Source organism: Congregibacter brevis, assembly GCF_045689245.1.
Taxonomy (GTDB): Bacteria; Pseudomonadota; Gammaproteobacteria; order Pseudomonadales; family Halieaceae; genus Congregibacter; species Congregibacter brevis.
In genome coordinates, this window is sequence record NZ_CP136865.1 from 1371875 (window position 1) to 1388022 (window position 16148).

Consider the following 16148-nt stretch of genomic DNA (forward strand, 5'->3'; position numbering starts at 1 on the left):
ATGCCTGTGTTCAACTATCACAACGAAAAGTTCACGGCTTTGAACGCTATTGGTATACCCCGAGTCGCGCGGGCCGTTGGTTTTGGTCTATTGTTTTTCTTCGTTGCAGTGGGTTTGTTCCTCACGTTTGTCCCTTGGGTGCAAACCGCAAGCGGGCCCGGCAACGTGACTGCCCTTAATCCTAACGATCGCATGCAGGAGATTAACGCCCTTGTGCCTGGCCGAATTCAGGAGTGGTACGTGCGCGACGGTTCGCGGGTAAAAGTAGGTGACCCCATCGTACGTATCGTAGATAACGATCCTAAGTTATTGGAGCGACTGCAGGCGGAGCGGGGCCAGGTGTTAGCCAAGCTCACCGCAGCAGAGACAGCTTTGGAAATAGCTCAGATCGACAAGCGCCGCATGGAAAATCTGTTTGACGAAGGTCTGTCCGCGCGCCGGGAGTTTGAGCAAGCCCGTATCAGAGTGGAGCAGCTCCGGGCCGATGTGGCCTCGGCCGCAGCTGAATTGAGCCGGGTTGATGTCAATCTCTCCAGACAGTCGGTACAGATTGTGCGGGCGCCCCGAGACGGCACTATATTGCGGGTGAATGCCGGTGATGCCGCTACCTTCATTAGTGCGGGGCAGGTGGTAGCCACCTTTGTTCCTGATAACGCAGAACGCGCTATCGAGATGTATGTTGATGGCCGTGACATTGCACTGGTTCGTGATGGTGCAAAAGTACGTATCCAGTTTGAGGGCTGGCCGGTTATTCAGATTAGTGGCTGGCCGTCTGTGGCCGTGGGTACCTTCAGTGGACATGTGATTGCCATCGACCCTACAGCGCAGAGCAGCGGCCGGTTTCGAATTCTTGTAGAAGAGGATGAAGACACGGGCACCGCCTGGCCTGATCGGCGTTTTGTTCGTTTTGGCTCAAAGGCGCGTGGCTGGGTGCTTCTTGAAGAGGTGTCCGTAGGCTATGAGATTTGGCGTCAGCTGAATAACTTCCCGCCGAATTTTCCGGGTCAAGGTGATCCTTTGGTGATGCCAAGCCAGTGATTCTTCGCGCGTTTTTACTACTTGCCCTTTCGGTTGCTCCGGCACTGCGGGCCGACGTCCCCGCCGCAGAGATGCCTCTGCTGCCAGAGGAGGTCCTAGCTGCCTCTGAAGAGCATTTTCCGTCCATTCTTAAAGCGCTGGCGCAGCGGCAGGCCGCATTGGGACGGGTGACGGAATCGCTAGGCGCCTTTGATTTGGTGTTCGGTGCCGATGGCTTTGATCGGGTCGACGGTTTTTATGATGGGACGGCTATTGGAGGCAAGGTTATTAAGCCGCTGCGGCCTTTGGGTGCACAGCTCTATGGCGAGTATTCCTTGTCCAACGGTGACTTCCCCATTTATGAAGACGAATACTTTACGAACAATGGCGGTACTGCAAAGCTCGGAGTTTTATTCAGCGTCTTTCGCGATCGCGACATAGATTCACGACGCTTTGGTCAGATAGATGCAGAACTTGCGTTGGTGCAGGCTGAGCTCGATGTATTACTGACCAAAGTCGGCGTTCAGCAGCGTGCCTTGGCTGCCTACTGGCGCTGGGTGGCAGCCGGCCAGGAGCTGGCCGTTTACGACAACCTCCTGCGCATCGCCTTGGAACGGGAGACAGGACTCGAGCGCGAAGTCACCAGCGGTCGGCGGGCGGCCATTTTTATCACCGAGAACCGACAGAATATCACCCGACGACAAACCCTTATGACGGGGGCTCGACGGGACTTTGAAGTGGCTGCCAACCAGCTGGCCTTTTATCTTCGCGACGAAACAGGGCAGCCACTTACGCCGGATGTCCAAAGGTTACCAGCGGAAGAGCAGTTTGGTGTTTTGCCGCCGGTTCCCACTATTGCCTCATTGGATGTACCTGCGCTTCTTGAGCAGCGCCCCGAGCTGCGCATTCTGCAAACGGGGGCCGAGCGGGCGTTGCAGAAGATTGCACTGTCAGAGAATGAGTTGAAACCCAGGTTGGATTTGAACCTTGAGCTTGCCGAAGGCATTGGATCTATTGGTGAGGGCGGAGCCTCACGAGATGGGACCGACGCAATTGTAGGGTTCACATTTACTGTGCCTTTAGAACGTCGTCAGGCGAAAGGTAAAATCACCCAGGCTCGCGCTGAGCTGGAGTCTTTGCGTCAGGACCAACGGCGCCTTGAAGATCAGGTTGAGATTGAGTTGCGCAACATACTTCTTGAGCTCGATACTGCCAGAGAGCTCATGGAGCTTGCCAAACAAGATGTAGAGCTGTCCGAGACGATGCGACGAGCAGAAGTCAGGCGCTTTGAGCAGGGGGCGAGTGACTTCTTTCTCGTGAATATTCGGGAAGAGACCGCAGCAGACGCTCGTGTGCGTTTCTATACGGCGTATCAGCGGACTCGCGTGGCGCAGGCGAACTTCGATGCCGCCACAGTCAACCTATCTCGCCTGGGAATTGACGAGGGCTTCTAGAGAGTCTTGCTGCTCGACTAGCCGCTTAAGGCGTCTACCATCGACTGAATTTCTTCTTCGTTCTCTTCAAGAACCTGAACGAGGCTTTCGCTGTCCATACGCAGTCTCGCCAGTGCATCCAAATCGCCCAGCTCGCTGGCTACGTTTACGCCCGCGCGCGACAGAATATTTGCAATGAACAGGACGTCGCTCACATCCGCCGACGAGATGCGATCCCGTTCCTTAAGCTCTTGCTCATCAACACCGATGGCGATGGACTCGGGGAAATTCCAAGACTCTATGATCGCGCGAGCGACACCTGTGTGCCACTGCGACATCAGAGTATCCAGCGCTTCGCGATCAGAGAAGAGCTCGGGATGGTCTGCGGCCTTTGTGAGAATGTAGAACTTGCCTACCGCATGGAGGAGTCCGGCGAGCATTGCCTCATCGGGCTTGCCCGCAAACTTGCTGTACTTGCCCAGCACATAGCATAGCGACGCCACTTTGACGCTGTGCTGTCGAAGCTCGTTTAAGTCTTTGATAAATGGGCTTCCCGCGGGAAAACTAAATGCTTCTCTTGCAGCAAAGGACACCGCGGCATTCTGCACCATATCCATCCCAACGCGGGAGATCGCGGTGTTGATATCTGTCACTTCCATGGGGCCTCGGCGCATCATGGCGGAGTTAGCCATGCGCATGAGGCGAGCAGCGAGTGCCGGCTCACCGGCAATGATTATTCCCAGGGCATTGATATCAGATTCGGGGTCAGAAACGCAGCGTTGAACGCGCATGGCAGTGTCTGGAAACGGAGGAAGATCAAATTCTCCCGCAGCCAGTTCAGTACCTAGTTGGCGAACAAATTCAAAGGCCGGATTACTCATCGTCGCTGTCTCTTCCTATATCAATCTTTCTGTATTAATATTTATATTCTGGTCACTCTGGTATTTCTATGTCAGATCGATAGCCGACAAACCGCCCAAGTGTAGCAGTTTTGCTGCGCCACGAGTGTGGTGCGGCCGGCGGTAAGTGTTAGCTATTGGCCATCCCGTCTAGAGTTTCGTCAGCCCAGAGCGTTGCTATTTGATGCAGCTCTGCGACCTTTGGAGGCTCAATCTCAAAGGCCTCAAAACCTGATAACTCGCCACGTTCAAGAGCTTTTGCCAGCGCAAGACATTCGCCCTTGGTACCTTCGTGATTGCACAGCGCGTCTCGCAGATCTTCAGAGAGAGCGAGTGTGTCCAGGACCTCAGATAAAGGCGCATCCATTAGAGCGTCAAGCACTGAGAAGAGACCGACGGTAAAAAAGGCATCAATCCCTTCTTGGGACGCTTCCTCTGCCATTAACTCCAAAAAGCGGGCGCGTACCAGGGTCATGGTGATTAGCTCCCCCGGCTTGTCGTCCAGTCTTGCCATGATAAGGAGAGTGACCCATCGTCGAATGGTTTCGCGACCGATGTAGATCACAGCCTCCCGGATAGACTCTATGCGTCGACTCAATCCTGCGGCAGGAGAGTTGGCGTAGTTCATGGCACGTACGGAAATAGCGACGTCTCGACTCACCAATTCGCTTAAGGATTCAATGTCTGTTTCTGGATTATTGATTTGGGACATGAGCTGCATCACAGCCAGTTTATTGGCCGCAAGCCTTTTACCTGTGACGACCTTGGGTTTGGCAAAAAAGTAGCCTTGGAAATAGTCGCAGCCAAGTTCTTTGAGCGTTTCGAATTCTTCGTTCGTTTCGACTTTTTCTGCCAGTACTTTCACGCCTAGGTCCTTTAGGCGACTGACTTCTGCATTCCAGTTCTCTGGCGGTATGTCGGGGATCTCAAGTTTCACAATCGCGACGTGAGCGAGCGCAGCATCAAATCGGCTGTCATAGACGAAGTCGTCAAGGGCTAGGGTGTAGCCTCGCTCTCCTAAAACTTGCATGCCTCCAATCACAGCATCATCGATTTCTACATGCTCCAAGACCTCGAGCACGACGTTGTCTGGTTCAAAGGGCAAAAGTTCCGGTTCGGAAAGAAACCTGCGAGGCAAATTTACAAACGCGGGGCGATCACCCACAAGCTCTTCCAGCCCAACCTCTTCGCTGATGCTAAGCACCTGCGCGGTAGCAAGATCATCATCAAGGTCTTGGGGCGCAGCCCCTGTATCAGAGTTACGAAAGAGTAGCTCGTAGGCGAAGAGCTTTAAGTTCTGATCGAAAATTGGTTGTCGAGCTATAAAAAAGTCGGACATTTACCGCGGTCCTTAACACAACTGAAACGTCACTGGTTCTTTCGCGATGGCAGCTTACCTCACTGAGATCACGTTCGAGTTAAGCCTATGGTACCGATAACTTGAGTTGGAGGCACGAAGCCATCGTTTACGGCAAAACCGAAGTGGGTCGTTAAACCTAAGCGCCAGCAGAGTCGCCGCAAAGGACAAGAGAAGAGGGCTCGAGGGAGCCGTCTTGCCGGTAGCCAAAGGCCTCGAGGCTCTTGCCAGCGATGCGCCAGGCGACTCGCGCCTGAGAGTTTGATAGTGCTTCTCTCCATTCTCCGCTACTGCCCTTGCGAATCTGATGTTCAGCTTCCTGGCCTGGGTTCCTCCCCTTTGTGACAGTCGCGAAGTCTGTTGCCGTCTGCACGCTGTCGATCACATCGGCACTGGCATCAAGACCCAAATCAAGAAACAGGGCCTGACACACCGTTGTAAAATTTTGCTGCAGGTCCTCATAGCGCAGTACGGTGATGTCTCCGCGTCGAGCATGTTCTGCGAGTTTAGCTGCGCGCATGGACCAGCCAACAATGCGGCGCAGGTAGCTTGCCTGATTGGTTTTCCATGGAGCCTCACGTTTACGCATCAATGTTTCAAAGTGCTTTGCAGAAATGGCGGCATCGCGTCCGTCCCGAACGATGGCGACAATCCGGCTTCCGGGGGACGCATCTTTCAAAGCCTGGATCTGCAAAAGCTGATCTGCCGCTTTAGTAGCTATTTTGGTGCCAGGTAACGTTTGAGCGCGCAGGCACTCGAAAAACTGTCTTGGTAGTTGTTGTGGCTCGGATGTATCCCTAACGGCCTCCATAAGGGCCAGGAGGTCACCGCGACGGAAACTCTGCACACCCAGTCGGTCGGTGATTCTTCTTGGATCGATTAACCCGGAGTCGGTTGGCCTCACTCGGTAGCCACTTAACTCCAACAATTGATCAAGAAATTTTTCCAAATCCGTGGTGCTCAAGCGTTCCGCTTTGTGCTGACGCTCTACTCCCATTATGGGGATCCAGCCTCGACCCATGAAAATTTCCCGGAAGATCATTTGTGAGCTTCGAGGCGTGGCTGCCTCGCGGCGCTTCATCCAACTATCATCGTCAGGACGAGGATTAAGGTAGTCCAGAGCCGTATAGGGGAGGGTGGTGAGTGATCGGCTTAGTGCATAGGTAGCGCGAAGTACGTCGAACTCGCGCCACCCCACGACTTCCGGATGTGCGGCGAGCATGTGTAGCAGCCAGGAAGTTCCACATTTATACAGGCCAACGACATGGATCATGTCTCGATGATCATGCCTCGAGGGGCTGCTCTGTGGCGAAACGCTCATCAGTAGAGGGTGTGTTTACTTATTGGGTCAATGCGGATCATACGTTAGTCCCTCAGCCGGTGCGCTGCGAAGAACTCAAAGGATTTGCGAATTCTCTATTGCAAATAAGAATCATTATCGTTAAATTGTAGCGCAATGACGAACTAAGTCGCCACATCAAGATGAATGTGGTCACCCTGGAGGCGTTGTGACCGAAAACTGGCGAGCGACGGATCAGCTTAACGCTTGTAATCGCGGTGGTAACCCGCCAGCGGTCAGGGCGCTAGATTTCATGTGTTCTGAGTCCGCGCGCATACGATGCTCGATCAGTGAGTCGGTGCTTATCGACTTGCTTCAACGAGGCTTTGTGAAGGCCGAAGAGTTGCGTTGCACCGACGATGCATCAGCGGCTCAGCTAAAGCGGATGGTGCTTATAAGTTGTACAGAACAAGGACTAGTCCAAGCTTTGCCAAGTGAAGGGTTACGCGAGCCTGAGAGCTCCCCGTAACCTTATTTATGCAATCGAGAGATGGTTGACTTGCGAGTGGCAAATGTAGAGAATTCGCGTCCCCCGCAATGGGGTAGCAAGAATTCGTGGCTACGTAGCTCAGCTGGTTAGAGCACAGCATTCATAATGCTGGGGTCGGTGGTTCAAGTCCACCCGTAGCTACCAACTTTCCTCTTTATTTTCAATATCTTACAGCACCCTCAAAATTCGTCAATAGGCCTTTTCGAGGGCTGGTGACCAAATGGTGACCATATGGTGACCACTTTAAAAAAGTGACCCCAACACCGACTCATGCTGTAGTCATAATCTTTTTCTCGCTAGTGGTGACCATCGGTGACCAAAATCCGTCAAATGACCCCAGCATTTTGAGTAGTTCCGTCGGCGCTTTTTGATTCAGTCTTAGGCCAACGCTGGCTTCTCTGTGGTCACGGTGACCGACGTTAGGGCTCTACCCACTTAACGGGGGATACACGGCTCTACCCACTTAACGGGGGATACACCGGTTTTCACTAAACACGGTTGATAATGCCATCCCATCCACAGTGGGTTAAGACCCGCAGTCGATAGTTTTCAAAATTTCTAAATCCATAGGCTCGGCGGCTCATCATTTCCATCTTGTTATGGAAGCCCTCGGTGATGCCATTCGTCTTGGTAAACCGCCACATGCCAACGATGGGTTCCAACCAGGATTTAAGCGTTCTTGCCAATCGATGAAGCGGGCTAGCCGCCAAGTCTTCGATCAATGAGAGCAGCTGCGGCAGCAGCTGCTTTGCCTTTTTGCGATTCAAGGATTTCAGTAACAGCAGGCGATTGAGCTGCTGCTTAGCTCTGTACAGCGCCTTGAGCACGGGATAGTCGTCCAGATATCGGGCAAGATTCTCTTTTTGCTCATCCGCAAGACGCCATTCATGTCGCCGCATGAGGCTGATCAGCCCGCGATGCTTGCGCCCCTCGGGATCGTAGTTTTGCCACGCCTTCAGCAGATGCTGATTCACGAGTCGAATCACGTGGAACCGATCAGCAACAATCGTGGCGTTAGGGAAATATCGACGCACGATACTGCGGTAGGTTTCTGACAAGTCCATGACGACCACCTGGACGTTTTCTTTACCCGGTAATGCCTTTAAATAACGTCTCAAACTCAGTTCTGAACGTCCCAGCACCACATCAAAAACCTTATGGTTCTTGAGATCTACCATCGTGGTGGCGTAGCCGCGCTTGCGGCTAAAAAAGTGCTCATCGATACCCAGCACACGCGGGCAGGGGCGATTAGACATCTCTGATAGCCTAAGTCGGCACTGGCCTTGATACCAGCGCTCGACGGTTGCCGGGCTCATGTCATGTGTTCGTGCGAGCTTACGCTGCGTCACGCCGCCATCGTGGGCCTCAAATACTTCAAGACGGAAGGCGTCCGACGATCGATAGCGGGGCCTGACGCCCTGAAACCGGTGACGAAAGTATCGCCCGCATTGCAGGCAATGATATTTAGGCGTCTTCAGGTGCAGCGTCATCACCTGATTGCCCTGGCGTGTGTGTTTTAACGTGCGCTCGTGGGTCGCCTTAATCCTGACTTTGGGATGCTGGCAGTGGATGCACGATGGGCGACGCTTGGGTCTGGCATAGACCTCGATCGAATCGTTGCGATCAACGCGTTCGACCTCCAGCTCGGGAAGGCCTAATATATTTCCTGCGTGGGACATCGGGGGTTTCCTCATTAAACGGACTTCGCAAATTCAGTTTAATGATCCCCGGTGTCCCCCGTTAATGATGAAGAGCCGACGTTAGCTGTCTGCGTCTGACTGGTCTTTGTGCTCCTTACGAACCTCTTTCGCGCTAGTCCCGATTGCGTTTCCCGACCTCCTGCAAACCTAACATCTTATGCTTCTTCGGCCCTTCGGGTCCGCGCGCCGCGCACAACCTGCGGTTGCGCGCGGCGGGTTGTAATGGGGGAGCAATGCGGTTTTTCTCCCTTTGGCGGCTTGAAAAGCGTTTTCGCTTGACGCTGTTTTCCCTTCGTCCAGCAGGAATCTGACCCACCGGTACGTTCATCTCATCGGCAGGAAATCCGTAGCGCAGTGCTCGGATAGGCCGAATCTCGGAGACGGACCTATGGATGCAGCAACGACTTACCTCACCACTGAGGAACTCTCTTCGCGCATTAAGTACGACGCGCGAACTATTCGAAACCAGCTGAAGGACTCTGTACTCCTTGAGGGGGTGCACTACATTCGGCCGTTTGGTGGGCGGAAGATCCTGTACCTCTGGGAGCGTATCGAAGAGGACATGCAGCGGCCCAGTCACGTAGGCCAGCTCATGGCCGGCATTCAATAGGAGGTCGGTCATGGGATCTATTAACGTTCGCAAAGAGAAGTTGTACTTTGATTTTCGTTACCGCGGCGTTCGCTGCCGTGAGCAAACCAACCTCGCTGACAAGCCCGCCAACCGCAAGCGGATGAAAGACATCTTGCAGCGGATCGAGAGCGAGATCGTGCTCGGCTCATTCGACTATGCGGCGTACTTTCCTGAGTCGCCCAACGCTGCTCGGTTTACCCATCACGATAAGCAAATAGAACAGCGCTCTGCCAAAACGCCAACCTTCAAGGTCTTTGCCGACCAGTGGATGGAAGAGGGACGTATTGGTTGGAAACCCTCGTACATCAATACGCTAGAGCACTCCCTCAGCAAACACGTGATACCCGCTTTTGGATCGGTGCCAGTGAGTGCGATCAGTAAAGAAGACATTCTCGCCTTTCGTAATCAGCTGGCTCGGATTCCCCGCAAAGATGGGTCTGTGGGTCTTTCAGCGGCCCGAATCAACACGGTCATGGTGCCACTTCGCCAGATAATGCGAGAGGCCTCTGAGCGGTTTTGCTTCGATAACCCCTATCAGGGTATCAAGCTACTCAAGGTCCCCCGAACCAAAGTTGAGCCGTTTACGCTGGATGAGGTGAAGGCAGTCCTTGATGGGGTTCGAGAGGACTTTCACCCTTACATGACAGTGCGCTTCTTCACGGGCATGCGTACCGGCGAGATTCACGGCCTGAAGTGGAAATACATCGACTTTAAGCAGCGCATGATCCTGGTGCGCGAAAGCTATGTCGCTGGCGCCATGACGGACACGAAGACGGAGGAGTCGGCTCGGGACATCCCGATGTCGGACGAGGTCTATGCAGCACTGAAGGCGCAGCACAAGCGCACCGGTAAGCTCGACCTCGTGTTCTGCAGCAGTTCTGGCGAGCCCTTGTCGATCAATAACGTCTGCAAGCGTGTCTGGTACCCGCTGCTGGCGCTCTTGAAAATCCCAAGGCGTCCGCCGTATCAAACGCGACACACCGCCGCCACTCTGTGGCTGGCTGCTGGGGAAAACCCGCTTTGGGTGGCCCAGATGTTGGGCCATAGCGACTCGGCGATCACCCACAAACGCTATGCCCGCTGGATACCCAATCTGACTCGCCAGGACGGTTCGGCCTTTGCTGCCCTATGGGCCGCGCACAATCAAAGCAACACTGACGATGACGCCGCTGAAGAAGGAGTTTCGAAATGAGTCATCATATGGATAACGCCTCGCGTTCACGCAAGATTCCCCAGGGCCTTGTTAGTCGCGCATTTCAGGCGGCTGCCGGCGTGCAGACGGCGATCGAGGAGATTGAAAAGGCCAAGGACGCCTTAGCGAGAGCTCAGCGTGCTGTCAGAGACAGGATGATAGACCGGACTCACGCCGAGTCGAACTACAACCGAGAGGTTCGCGCGTTGGCACCGTGGGTATGCCGCTGTTTTCACATCAACCCCGCGACGCGAGAGTTAGTGAATGCCTTGGGCACCCCCAATGAGCGTGACAACGTGAGTGCCGTGTCGCTGTGGATAGATCGATACATCGCGGAAGTCGGCGCCCGGTCACAGCCGCTCACTGATTGTGAGTTATTGGCGTCAATGCGCAATCTCCTGTGCGATTACTTTCCACCGCACATGATGGGTGATCTTGATGACCTGTTTGACGGCATGGAAGAGGAGTAGGACATGGAAGAAATGACCTTCTGGGCAATCATGTCGGGAGTCTATGTGGTCGCCTACTATGTCCGCGATCTGAGACGCCTCCATCAGCGTGTTAAACAACTCAACCCTCAATGTTCTTGCTGGTCGACTTGGCTTGCTCTCGGGTTGAGTAAGCGATTACTGATCTCGACGGTGAGAAGTAGTGTGCAGTCGATGTGCGCGTTGGTGGGGGTGTCGATAGCGAGTGGTGATTTTGATGGTGATAGTTGAACAGAAGAAATTGCGCCGCAATTCACCACATTTATTGACCGGCTGGTTTTTCGTAGTCGAATGCTTTGGGCATGGCGAGGTTGTTGACGTTTTACAGGCTAGGCAAGATAGGGCGGCGGCTAAGCGATTCTTCAAGCGTCTATTGCGCAATAATGGGCGTGAACCCAGGAAGATCATGACCGATAAGTTGCGTAGTTATGGGGTCGCTCATCGTGAGTTGATGCCTGAGACAGTCCACAGTACCGAGCAGTATGAGAATAATCGGGCTGAGCAATCTCAGGGTCTGCCCCGCTTCATGGGCATGAGGCGACTAGAGTGAGAGAGCGGGGTATGCGGCGGTTCAAGTCGATGAAGCAGGCCCAGGGGTTTTTGATTAGTTACGCCGCTGAATCCAACTTCTTGCATCTGGGAAGGCACCTAATCAGGGCTAAGCATTATAGAGATCTGAGAGTTAGTACGTTTTTAGAATGGGGAATGGCCGTTGCGTGAGAATCAAAGCCAGATTACAGGCGTCTCAATTAGTTAACTTGCCAACACGCCCCGATGAGATTGAAGTTGTTAAAACCTAAAAGAGTAAATCAAGGGAATACGCTAAAGAGTCGTCTTAATCAACATCCAAGTGCCCATTGCCACCATCATCAAGCTCTCTGTCAGCGATACAAGCCCCAGAGGGACATTGCTATTCCCGCCGACACAAGCGCATTTGAGCTCGCGCTTCTCGATGTACACAGCCTTAATGACCGAGACCACGCCGATGCCGCCGATGAAGAGCGAAATGGGCGACGATATCCAGACCAAGGACCCAGAGATCATCAATATCCCTGCCAAGGCTTCAGCAAAGGGATAGATATAGCCGTAAGGCACCCAGCGCTGCGCCAGAAGGTCATAGTTTAGGAACATAGTCGAGAAGCTCTCGACATCTTGCAGCTTCTGAATTGCAAGGAAGCACATCGATATAGCAACAAACCACTCGAACGCGCGCAAAGTCAGTAGGTTGTCGAAGGTAAACCAGCTCGTCGCCAGAGCCATAGCGGCCGCGACCGCAAAAATCGCGATCACCGGCCGATACGATGTTTCGTTCTCAGATGTCACGCTTCGATCGAAATAACCACGCAGGTCGTCGTAGCCCCCGACACGCTCTCCATCGATCCAGGTCTGCGGCGTGGTTTTTACATCATGCTCTTCACGAAAAGCATCGGTCGCTTCGCGCGTAGTCAGATGATGATCGTCCACCACATAACCTTCTCGCTCAAGCAAGTACTTAGATTTAATCCCGTAGGGGCAGGTATGCTTGTCCATCACCATGCGATAAAGCGTGGCTTTCTTGTGGGAAGCGCCATCCGCAGGCGTATGATTTTTCTGTTGTGTAGTCGTCATGAATGATATACTACATACTCCTATAGGGTATATGTCAAGGGTATGAAGTTGGAAAAAGAAGCAACCATCAAACGGCTCAATCGGATTGAGGGACAGGTTCGTGGTATTTCTCGCATGATTGAGGAAGAGCGCTACTGCATCGATATCCTGCAGCAGATGCAGGCCATCAAGTCAGCCTTCGGTAAGGTCGAGGATGCAATCCTCAAAGATCACTCAGCGACCTGTGTCGAGAGCGCGATTGCGTCCGGCGATGCGAAAGAACAGCGCAAAAAATTCAGCGAGCTCGTTGAATTGATGGCGAAAGTGAAATCCTGAGCTCACGGGGAATCGACGGCAGAAGGGTTTTTTACTATTGACCTATACTCCCTAGGGGTATATGTTAGACGACGAAATGAGAAACTCAAAGCTGTTCACTGTCGTTCTTGCCGCCGCACTGATGTTGTCCAACATCGCTTGCGCGTGTGTGTCGAGCGCTGTGGCGAGCGAGAGTAGCAATTCCAGTCAAACCTCCGATCATCACGCGGCAAGCGATAACCCCGCCGCCGGCCTGCAGTGCGCGCACCAGGATTGCGGTGGATGTGACGAGCTTCAAGACTCGTGCGCAACACCTGATTACACCGTCGTATCGGCTGAGCGCGACATTCGGGTAGCAACGCTCACCGAAATTAACTTAGATAGCGGTGATCTGGATTTGATTTACACCGGCGTGGACCCGCCTTGGTATCCACGAACCTTCCGGGTCGCCCCTCCTCTCGACAGTGTCGTCGTTGTACGTCCGCTTGACACACCGATCAACCGCAAAGATCAGCTGACCGAATAGCCCCTTTCCTCTAGGCGGGTTTGTCCCGCGGTTTGTGCGCTCTGCGCATATGACAACTAGCCAACTTGGAAAGGACCGGCTGATGATTTCTCAAAAGATGGATGATGCTCACCCCATTGTCGCGATGTTTCCGCTGCGGAGCCCGACCCTGGCGCTCCTTGCTGCGCTGTTTCTAAACGGCTGCGCTAGCACGCCGTCGTCTCGATCCGTCGAACCCCGGGCCGTGGCGCCGACAGAAACCCTGTCAGAGCGCCCGATCATGCGCAAGGAGGAATCAGATTCCGACGCCACCCGTTCCCTGTCGGAGTGGGTGAGCTACGCCCTTGCGAACAACCCCCGTGTTACGGCGGCGATTGCCAACTATGAAGCAGCAAACAATGAGATCGATCAGGCGACGGCGCTTCCCGATCCTCGGTTAAATTTTCGCTACTTCATCGACGAGGTAGAGACCCGCGTGGGGCCACAAAACTTCGCCGTGGGAATTTCGCAGCCCCTGCCGTGGCTTGGCAAACTGCGTTTGCAAGGCGATATCGCCTCGGAAAAAGCCAATGCCGCTGCAACGCGCGTATCGACTATCCAGAATGATGTCATCGCGGAGGTCGCCCATGCCTGGTATGAGCTCTATTACTTTAATCGCGCCCTCAAGATCATGGCAGGTAATCGGGATCTCGTGCAGAATTTGGAGCGCGTCGCCAGAACACTTTATCAAACGGGATCAAGCAGCCACGCTGATGTCATCCGCGCCCAGGTGGAGCTGGGCAAAATTGAAAATGATCTCGCCAGTCTCACGGATCGCGAAGCGCCGTTGCTTGCACGACTCAATGCTGCCTTGAATCGGTCCCCCCAGGCCCCGATAAAACTGCCCGAAGAGGCGCCCATCGTCGACGTTCCTTTAAACGACCAATCGATCGTATCCCGTGTTATTGGGAACAACCCGGAACTGCGCGCCCTGTCCTTTGATGTGGCTGCGGCTAAGGCTGCAAGAGAGCGCGCCGACAAAGACTTCTTCCCGGACTTCTCTATTGGCCTCGACTACATTGCTACGGGTGATGCGCGTTCCCCCGATGTAAAAGACAGCGGCAAGGATCCCATCGCCGCTGTTTTTTCCATGACCCTTCCCCTACAGCGCGGAAAGTACAAAGCGGGTGTTCGCAGCGCTGAAGCGCGTATCGCCGCACAGAGAGCACAACGTGCTCAGCACATCAATCGATTGGAAGCGGACACGGTGAGTGCGGTTTTTCGCCTGCGCGACGCACGCCGGCAAATCGATCTCTATCAGACAACGCTGCTGCCTAAGGCGAATGAATCTCTGGCTGCGACGCAGCGCGCCTATAGCGCGGGATCATCCCCCTTTGCCGATCTCATCGATGCACAGCGCATGCTGCTGATCTTTGAACTCGCTGAAGCCCGCGCCATTGCTGACCACAACCAAGCCCGCACAACGCTAGAGGAGCTCATCGGCGAGTCCCTTGCCCCTGCGCCAGCTAATCAAGGAGTCTCGCAATGACTAATCAAACATCGATGAACTCAGTCCTTCGACGCCCGGCCGCGATTGCCGTAATAGCCGTTGTTCTGCTTATCGCACTTGCGGCTTTTTGGCCAGATCCCTCTACTGAAAAGACGGAAACACAAGTCGATGAAGCGGCGGCCGGCGAGTCGATGCCTGGCGACATGCATGCGGGGCACGGGACAATGAATGCCGATGCGCCTGCAGAGCATGAAGGTCATGGCGCGATGGCTATGGATACCCATGCGGGCCATGAAAGCCATGGCGCGATGCAGAGCCCGGCCACGCACGCCGGAAGCAGCCATCCACTTGAGCAACAGCCCGCCGAGGTATGGAGCTGCTCCATGCACCCCCACATTAAACGTGACGGCCCTGGGCAGTGCCCGATATGTGGCATGGACCTCATCCCGGTGCGGCAAGAACCGTCCGACACGGATGACCAGGAGCCGCGCCAGATCACGCTATCCACCGCGCAGCGAGCGCGTATGCGCATCGCTACCGTACCGGTCGAGCGGCGCTATCCCACAGCCGAGATCCGACTCGTCGGCAAAGTTACCTATGACGAAACACGGCTTGCCTACATTACCGCTTGGGTGCCGGGGCGCATTGATGACATGTTGGTTGATTACACCGGGGTTAGGGTGCGAAAGGGTGATCACATGGTGAAGCTCTACAGCCCTGAGCTGCTCTCCGCGCAAGAAGAACTGCTGCAAGCCATTCGCGGCATGACGGAGCTCTCAAAAAGTAATGTCGAGTCGTTGCGCCGCTCAGCGGCAGGCACGGTTGACGCCGCGCGCGACAAACTGCGCCTCTGGGGCCTTAGCAGCGAGCAGATCGCGGACATCGAGCGTAGCGGCAAGACATCGGAACAGGTGACAATCTTTTCGCCTGCGAGCGGCATCGTAATTCATCGCAATGCCCAGGAAGGCATGTATGTCGATACGGGGACACGTATTTTTACTGTGGCCGACCTCGATGCGGTGTGGGTTCAGCTCGATGCCTATGAGTCAGATCTGCAATGGCTCCGCTATGGGCAGACCGTCAACTTCACCACAGAAGCCTATCCAGGCGAGCGATTTGTCGGCGTCGTATCTTTCATCGATCCCGTGCTCAACCCACAAACCCGCACAGTGAATGTTCGGGTCAATGTCGACAACAAGGATGGCCGTCTCAAGCCAGAAATGTTCGTTCGTGCTGAAGTCTTCGCGCAGCTCGCACGCCATGGGCAGATCTTCGATGAAAGCCTGATAGGAAAATGGGTGTCACCGATGCACCCAGAGATCATCAAGGATGAACCGGGGCAGTGTGATATCTGCGGTATGGATCTAGTACCGGCGGAATCTCTGGGCTATGCAAGCGCAGGCAAGAGCCATGAAGGCGCGCCTTTGGTGATACCGGCGACGGCCGCCTTGCTGACCGGCACACGCGCTGTCGTTTATGTCGAGCAGCCTGGAGCGGACCGCCCCACGTATGTCGGTCGTGAGGTTGTACTAGGACCGAGAGCCGGGGATAGCTACGTCGTTGAAAGCGGGCTATCGGAAGGCGATCTGGTCGTTGTATCCGGCAATTTCAAGATCGATAGCGCGCTTCAGATCCAAGCTAAGCCCAGCATGATGAACCCCGAGGGCGGTGGAAGTGGCGGCGGCCATGACCACGGTAGCCGGTGA

General features: G+C 54.4%; 16 protein-coding genes and 1 tRNA gene. 12 read left to right on the forward strand and 5 right to left on the reverse strand.

Annotated features, from left to right (window positions below; all coding sequences use genetic code 11):
* Both R0137_RS06035 and R0137_RS06040 read left to right on the forward strand, forming a co-directional pair.
* Entirely contained in the window at positions 1 to 1038 is a 1038-nt protein-coding gene (locus R0137_RS06035; RefSeq protein WP_407329331.1) for an efflux RND transporter periplasmic adaptor subunit, read from the forward strand.
* Positions 1035 to 2471, forward strand: a complete 1437-nt coding sequence (locus R0137_RS06040) for a TolC family protein (protein ID WP_407329333.1) — start codon at positions 1035 to 1037, stop codon at positions 2469 to 2471. Before R0137_RS06035 ends, R0137_RS06040 begins: the two co-directional genes overlap by 4 nt.
* Positions 2472 to 2488: 17 nt before the next feature.
* On the opposite strand, the gene R0137_RS06045 is transcribed toward R0137_RS06040, so the two are convergent.
* The 3 genes from R0137_RS06045 to R0137_RS06055 all read right to left on the reverse strand — a co-directional run bounded on the left by R0137_RS06045 (position 2489) and on the right by R0137_RS06055 (position 5979).
* Positions 2489 to 3331, reverse strand: a complete 843-nt coding sequence (locus tag R0137_RS06045) for an HDOD domain-containing protein (protein ID WP_407329335.1) — start codon at positions 3329 to 3331, stop codon at positions 2489 to 2491.
* 148 nt (positions 3332 to 3479) lie between these two features.
* Complete coding sequence (locus tag R0137_RS06050) at positions 3480 to 4688, reverse strand: EAL and HDOD domain-containing protein (protein ID WP_407329337.1); 1209 nt, start codon at positions 4686 to 4688, stop codon at positions 3480 to 3482.
* A 157-nt stretch (positions 4689 to 4845) separates the two neighbouring features.
* Positions 4846 to 5979, reverse strand: a complete 1134-nt coding sequence (locus R0137_RS06055; protein ID WP_407329338.1) for a sulfotransferase — start codon at positions 5977 to 5979, stop codon at positions 4846 to 4848.
* Between the two features lie 623 nt (positions 5980 to 6602).
* Here R0137_RS06055 and R0137_RS06060 point away from each other — a divergent pair.
* Positions 6603 to 6679, forward strand: a tRNA-Met gene (locus tag R0137_RS06060).
* A gap of 344 nt (positions 6680 to 7023) precedes the next feature.
* Here the strand turns inward: R0137_RS06060 and R0137_RS06065 are convergent.
* Positions 7024 to 8214 carry an ISL3 family transposase gene (locus R0137_RS06065; RefSeq protein ID WP_407326285.1) on the reverse strand — a complete coding sequence of 397 codons (1191 nt, stop codon included), beginning with the start codon at positions 8212 to 8214 and terminating at the stop codon, positions 7024 to 7026.
* A 409-nt stretch (positions 8215 to 8623) separates the two neighbouring features.
* Between R0137_RS06065 and R0137_RS06070 the strand changes: the two genes are divergently transcribed.
* From R0137_RS06070 to R0137_RS06090, 5 genes are read left to right on the forward strand one after another with little or no spacing between them, the layout of a single operon-like run.
* A complete protein-coding gene (locus R0137_RS06070) occupies positions 8624 to 8845 on the forward strand; it encodes a hypothetical protein (RefSeq protein WP_008294124.1) in 222 nt (73 codons plus the stop codon).
* A gap of 10 nt (positions 8846 to 8855) precedes the next feature.
* Positions 8856 to 10058, forward strand: a complete 1203-nt coding sequence (locus tag R0137_RS06075) for an Arm DNA-binding domain-containing protein (RefSeq protein WP_407329340.1) — start codon at positions 8856 to 8858, stop codon at positions 10056 to 10058.
* On the forward strand, positions 10055 to 10528 hold the full coding sequence (locus R0137_RS06080; RefSeq protein WP_407329341.1) for a hypothetical protein: 474 nt from the start codon (positions 10055 to 10057) through the stop codon (positions 10526 to 10528). The genes R0137_RS06075 and R0137_RS06080 overlap by 4 nt, the downstream gene beginning before the upstream one ends.
* Positions 10529 to 10531: 3 nt before the next feature.
* Positions 10532 to 10777 (forward strand): hypothetical protein, encoded by a 246-nt coding sequence (locus tag R0137_RS06085; protein WP_407329343.1) that lies wholly within the window; start codon positions 10532 to 10534, stop codon positions 10775 to 10777.
* The gene (locus R0137_RS06090; RefSeq protein ID WP_407329345.1) at positions 10764 to 11096 is read left to right on the forward strand and encodes a DDE-type integrase/transposase/recombinase; all 333 of its coding nucleotides are present in this window, start codon (positions 10764 to 10766) and stop codon (positions 11094 to 11096) included. The genes R0137_RS06085 and R0137_RS06090 overlap by 14 nt, the downstream gene beginning before the upstream one ends.
* 272 nt (positions 11097 to 11368) lie before the next feature.
* Here the strand turns inward: R0137_RS06090 and R0137_RS06095 are convergent, their stop codons facing one another.
* Positions 11369 to 12082 (reverse strand): MauE/DoxX family redox-associated membrane protein, encoded by a 714-nt coding sequence (locus tag R0137_RS06095; protein ID WP_407329980.1) that lies wholly within the window; start codon positions 12080 to 12082, stop codon positions 11369 to 11371.
* Positions 12083 to 12196: 114 nt separating this feature from the next.
* Here R0137_RS06095 and R0137_RS06100 point away from each other — a divergent pair, with 114 nt between their 5' ends.
* The 4 genes from R0137_RS06100 to R0137_RS06115 all read left to right on the forward strand — a co-directional run bounded on the left by R0137_RS06100 (position 12197) and on the right by R0137_RS06115 (position 16148).
* On the forward strand, positions 12197 to 12469 hold the full coding sequence (locus R0137_RS06100; RefSeq protein WP_407329347.1) for a metal-sensitive transcriptional regulator: 273 nt from the start codon (positions 12197 to 12199) through the stop codon (positions 12467 to 12469).
* Positions 12470 to 12545: 76 nt separating this feature from the next.
* Positions 12546 to 12974, forward strand: coding sequence for a hypothetical protein (locus R0137_RS06105; RefSeq protein WP_407329349.1), 429 nt, complete (start codon positions 12546 to 12548; stop codon positions 12972 to 12974).
* A gap of 82 nt (positions 12975 to 13056) precedes the next feature.
* Positions 13057 to 14481 (forward strand): TolC family protein, encoded by a 1425-nt coding sequence (locus tag R0137_RS06110; protein WP_407329350.1) that lies wholly within the window; start codon positions 13057 to 13059, stop codon positions 14479 to 14481.
* On the forward strand, positions 14478 to 16148 hold the full coding sequence (locus R0137_RS06115) for an efflux RND transporter periplasmic adaptor subunit (protein WP_407329351.1): 1671 nt from the start codon (positions 14478 to 14480) through the stop codon (positions 16146 to 16148). The genes R0137_RS06110 and R0137_RS06115 overlap by 4 nt, the downstream gene beginning before the upstream one ends.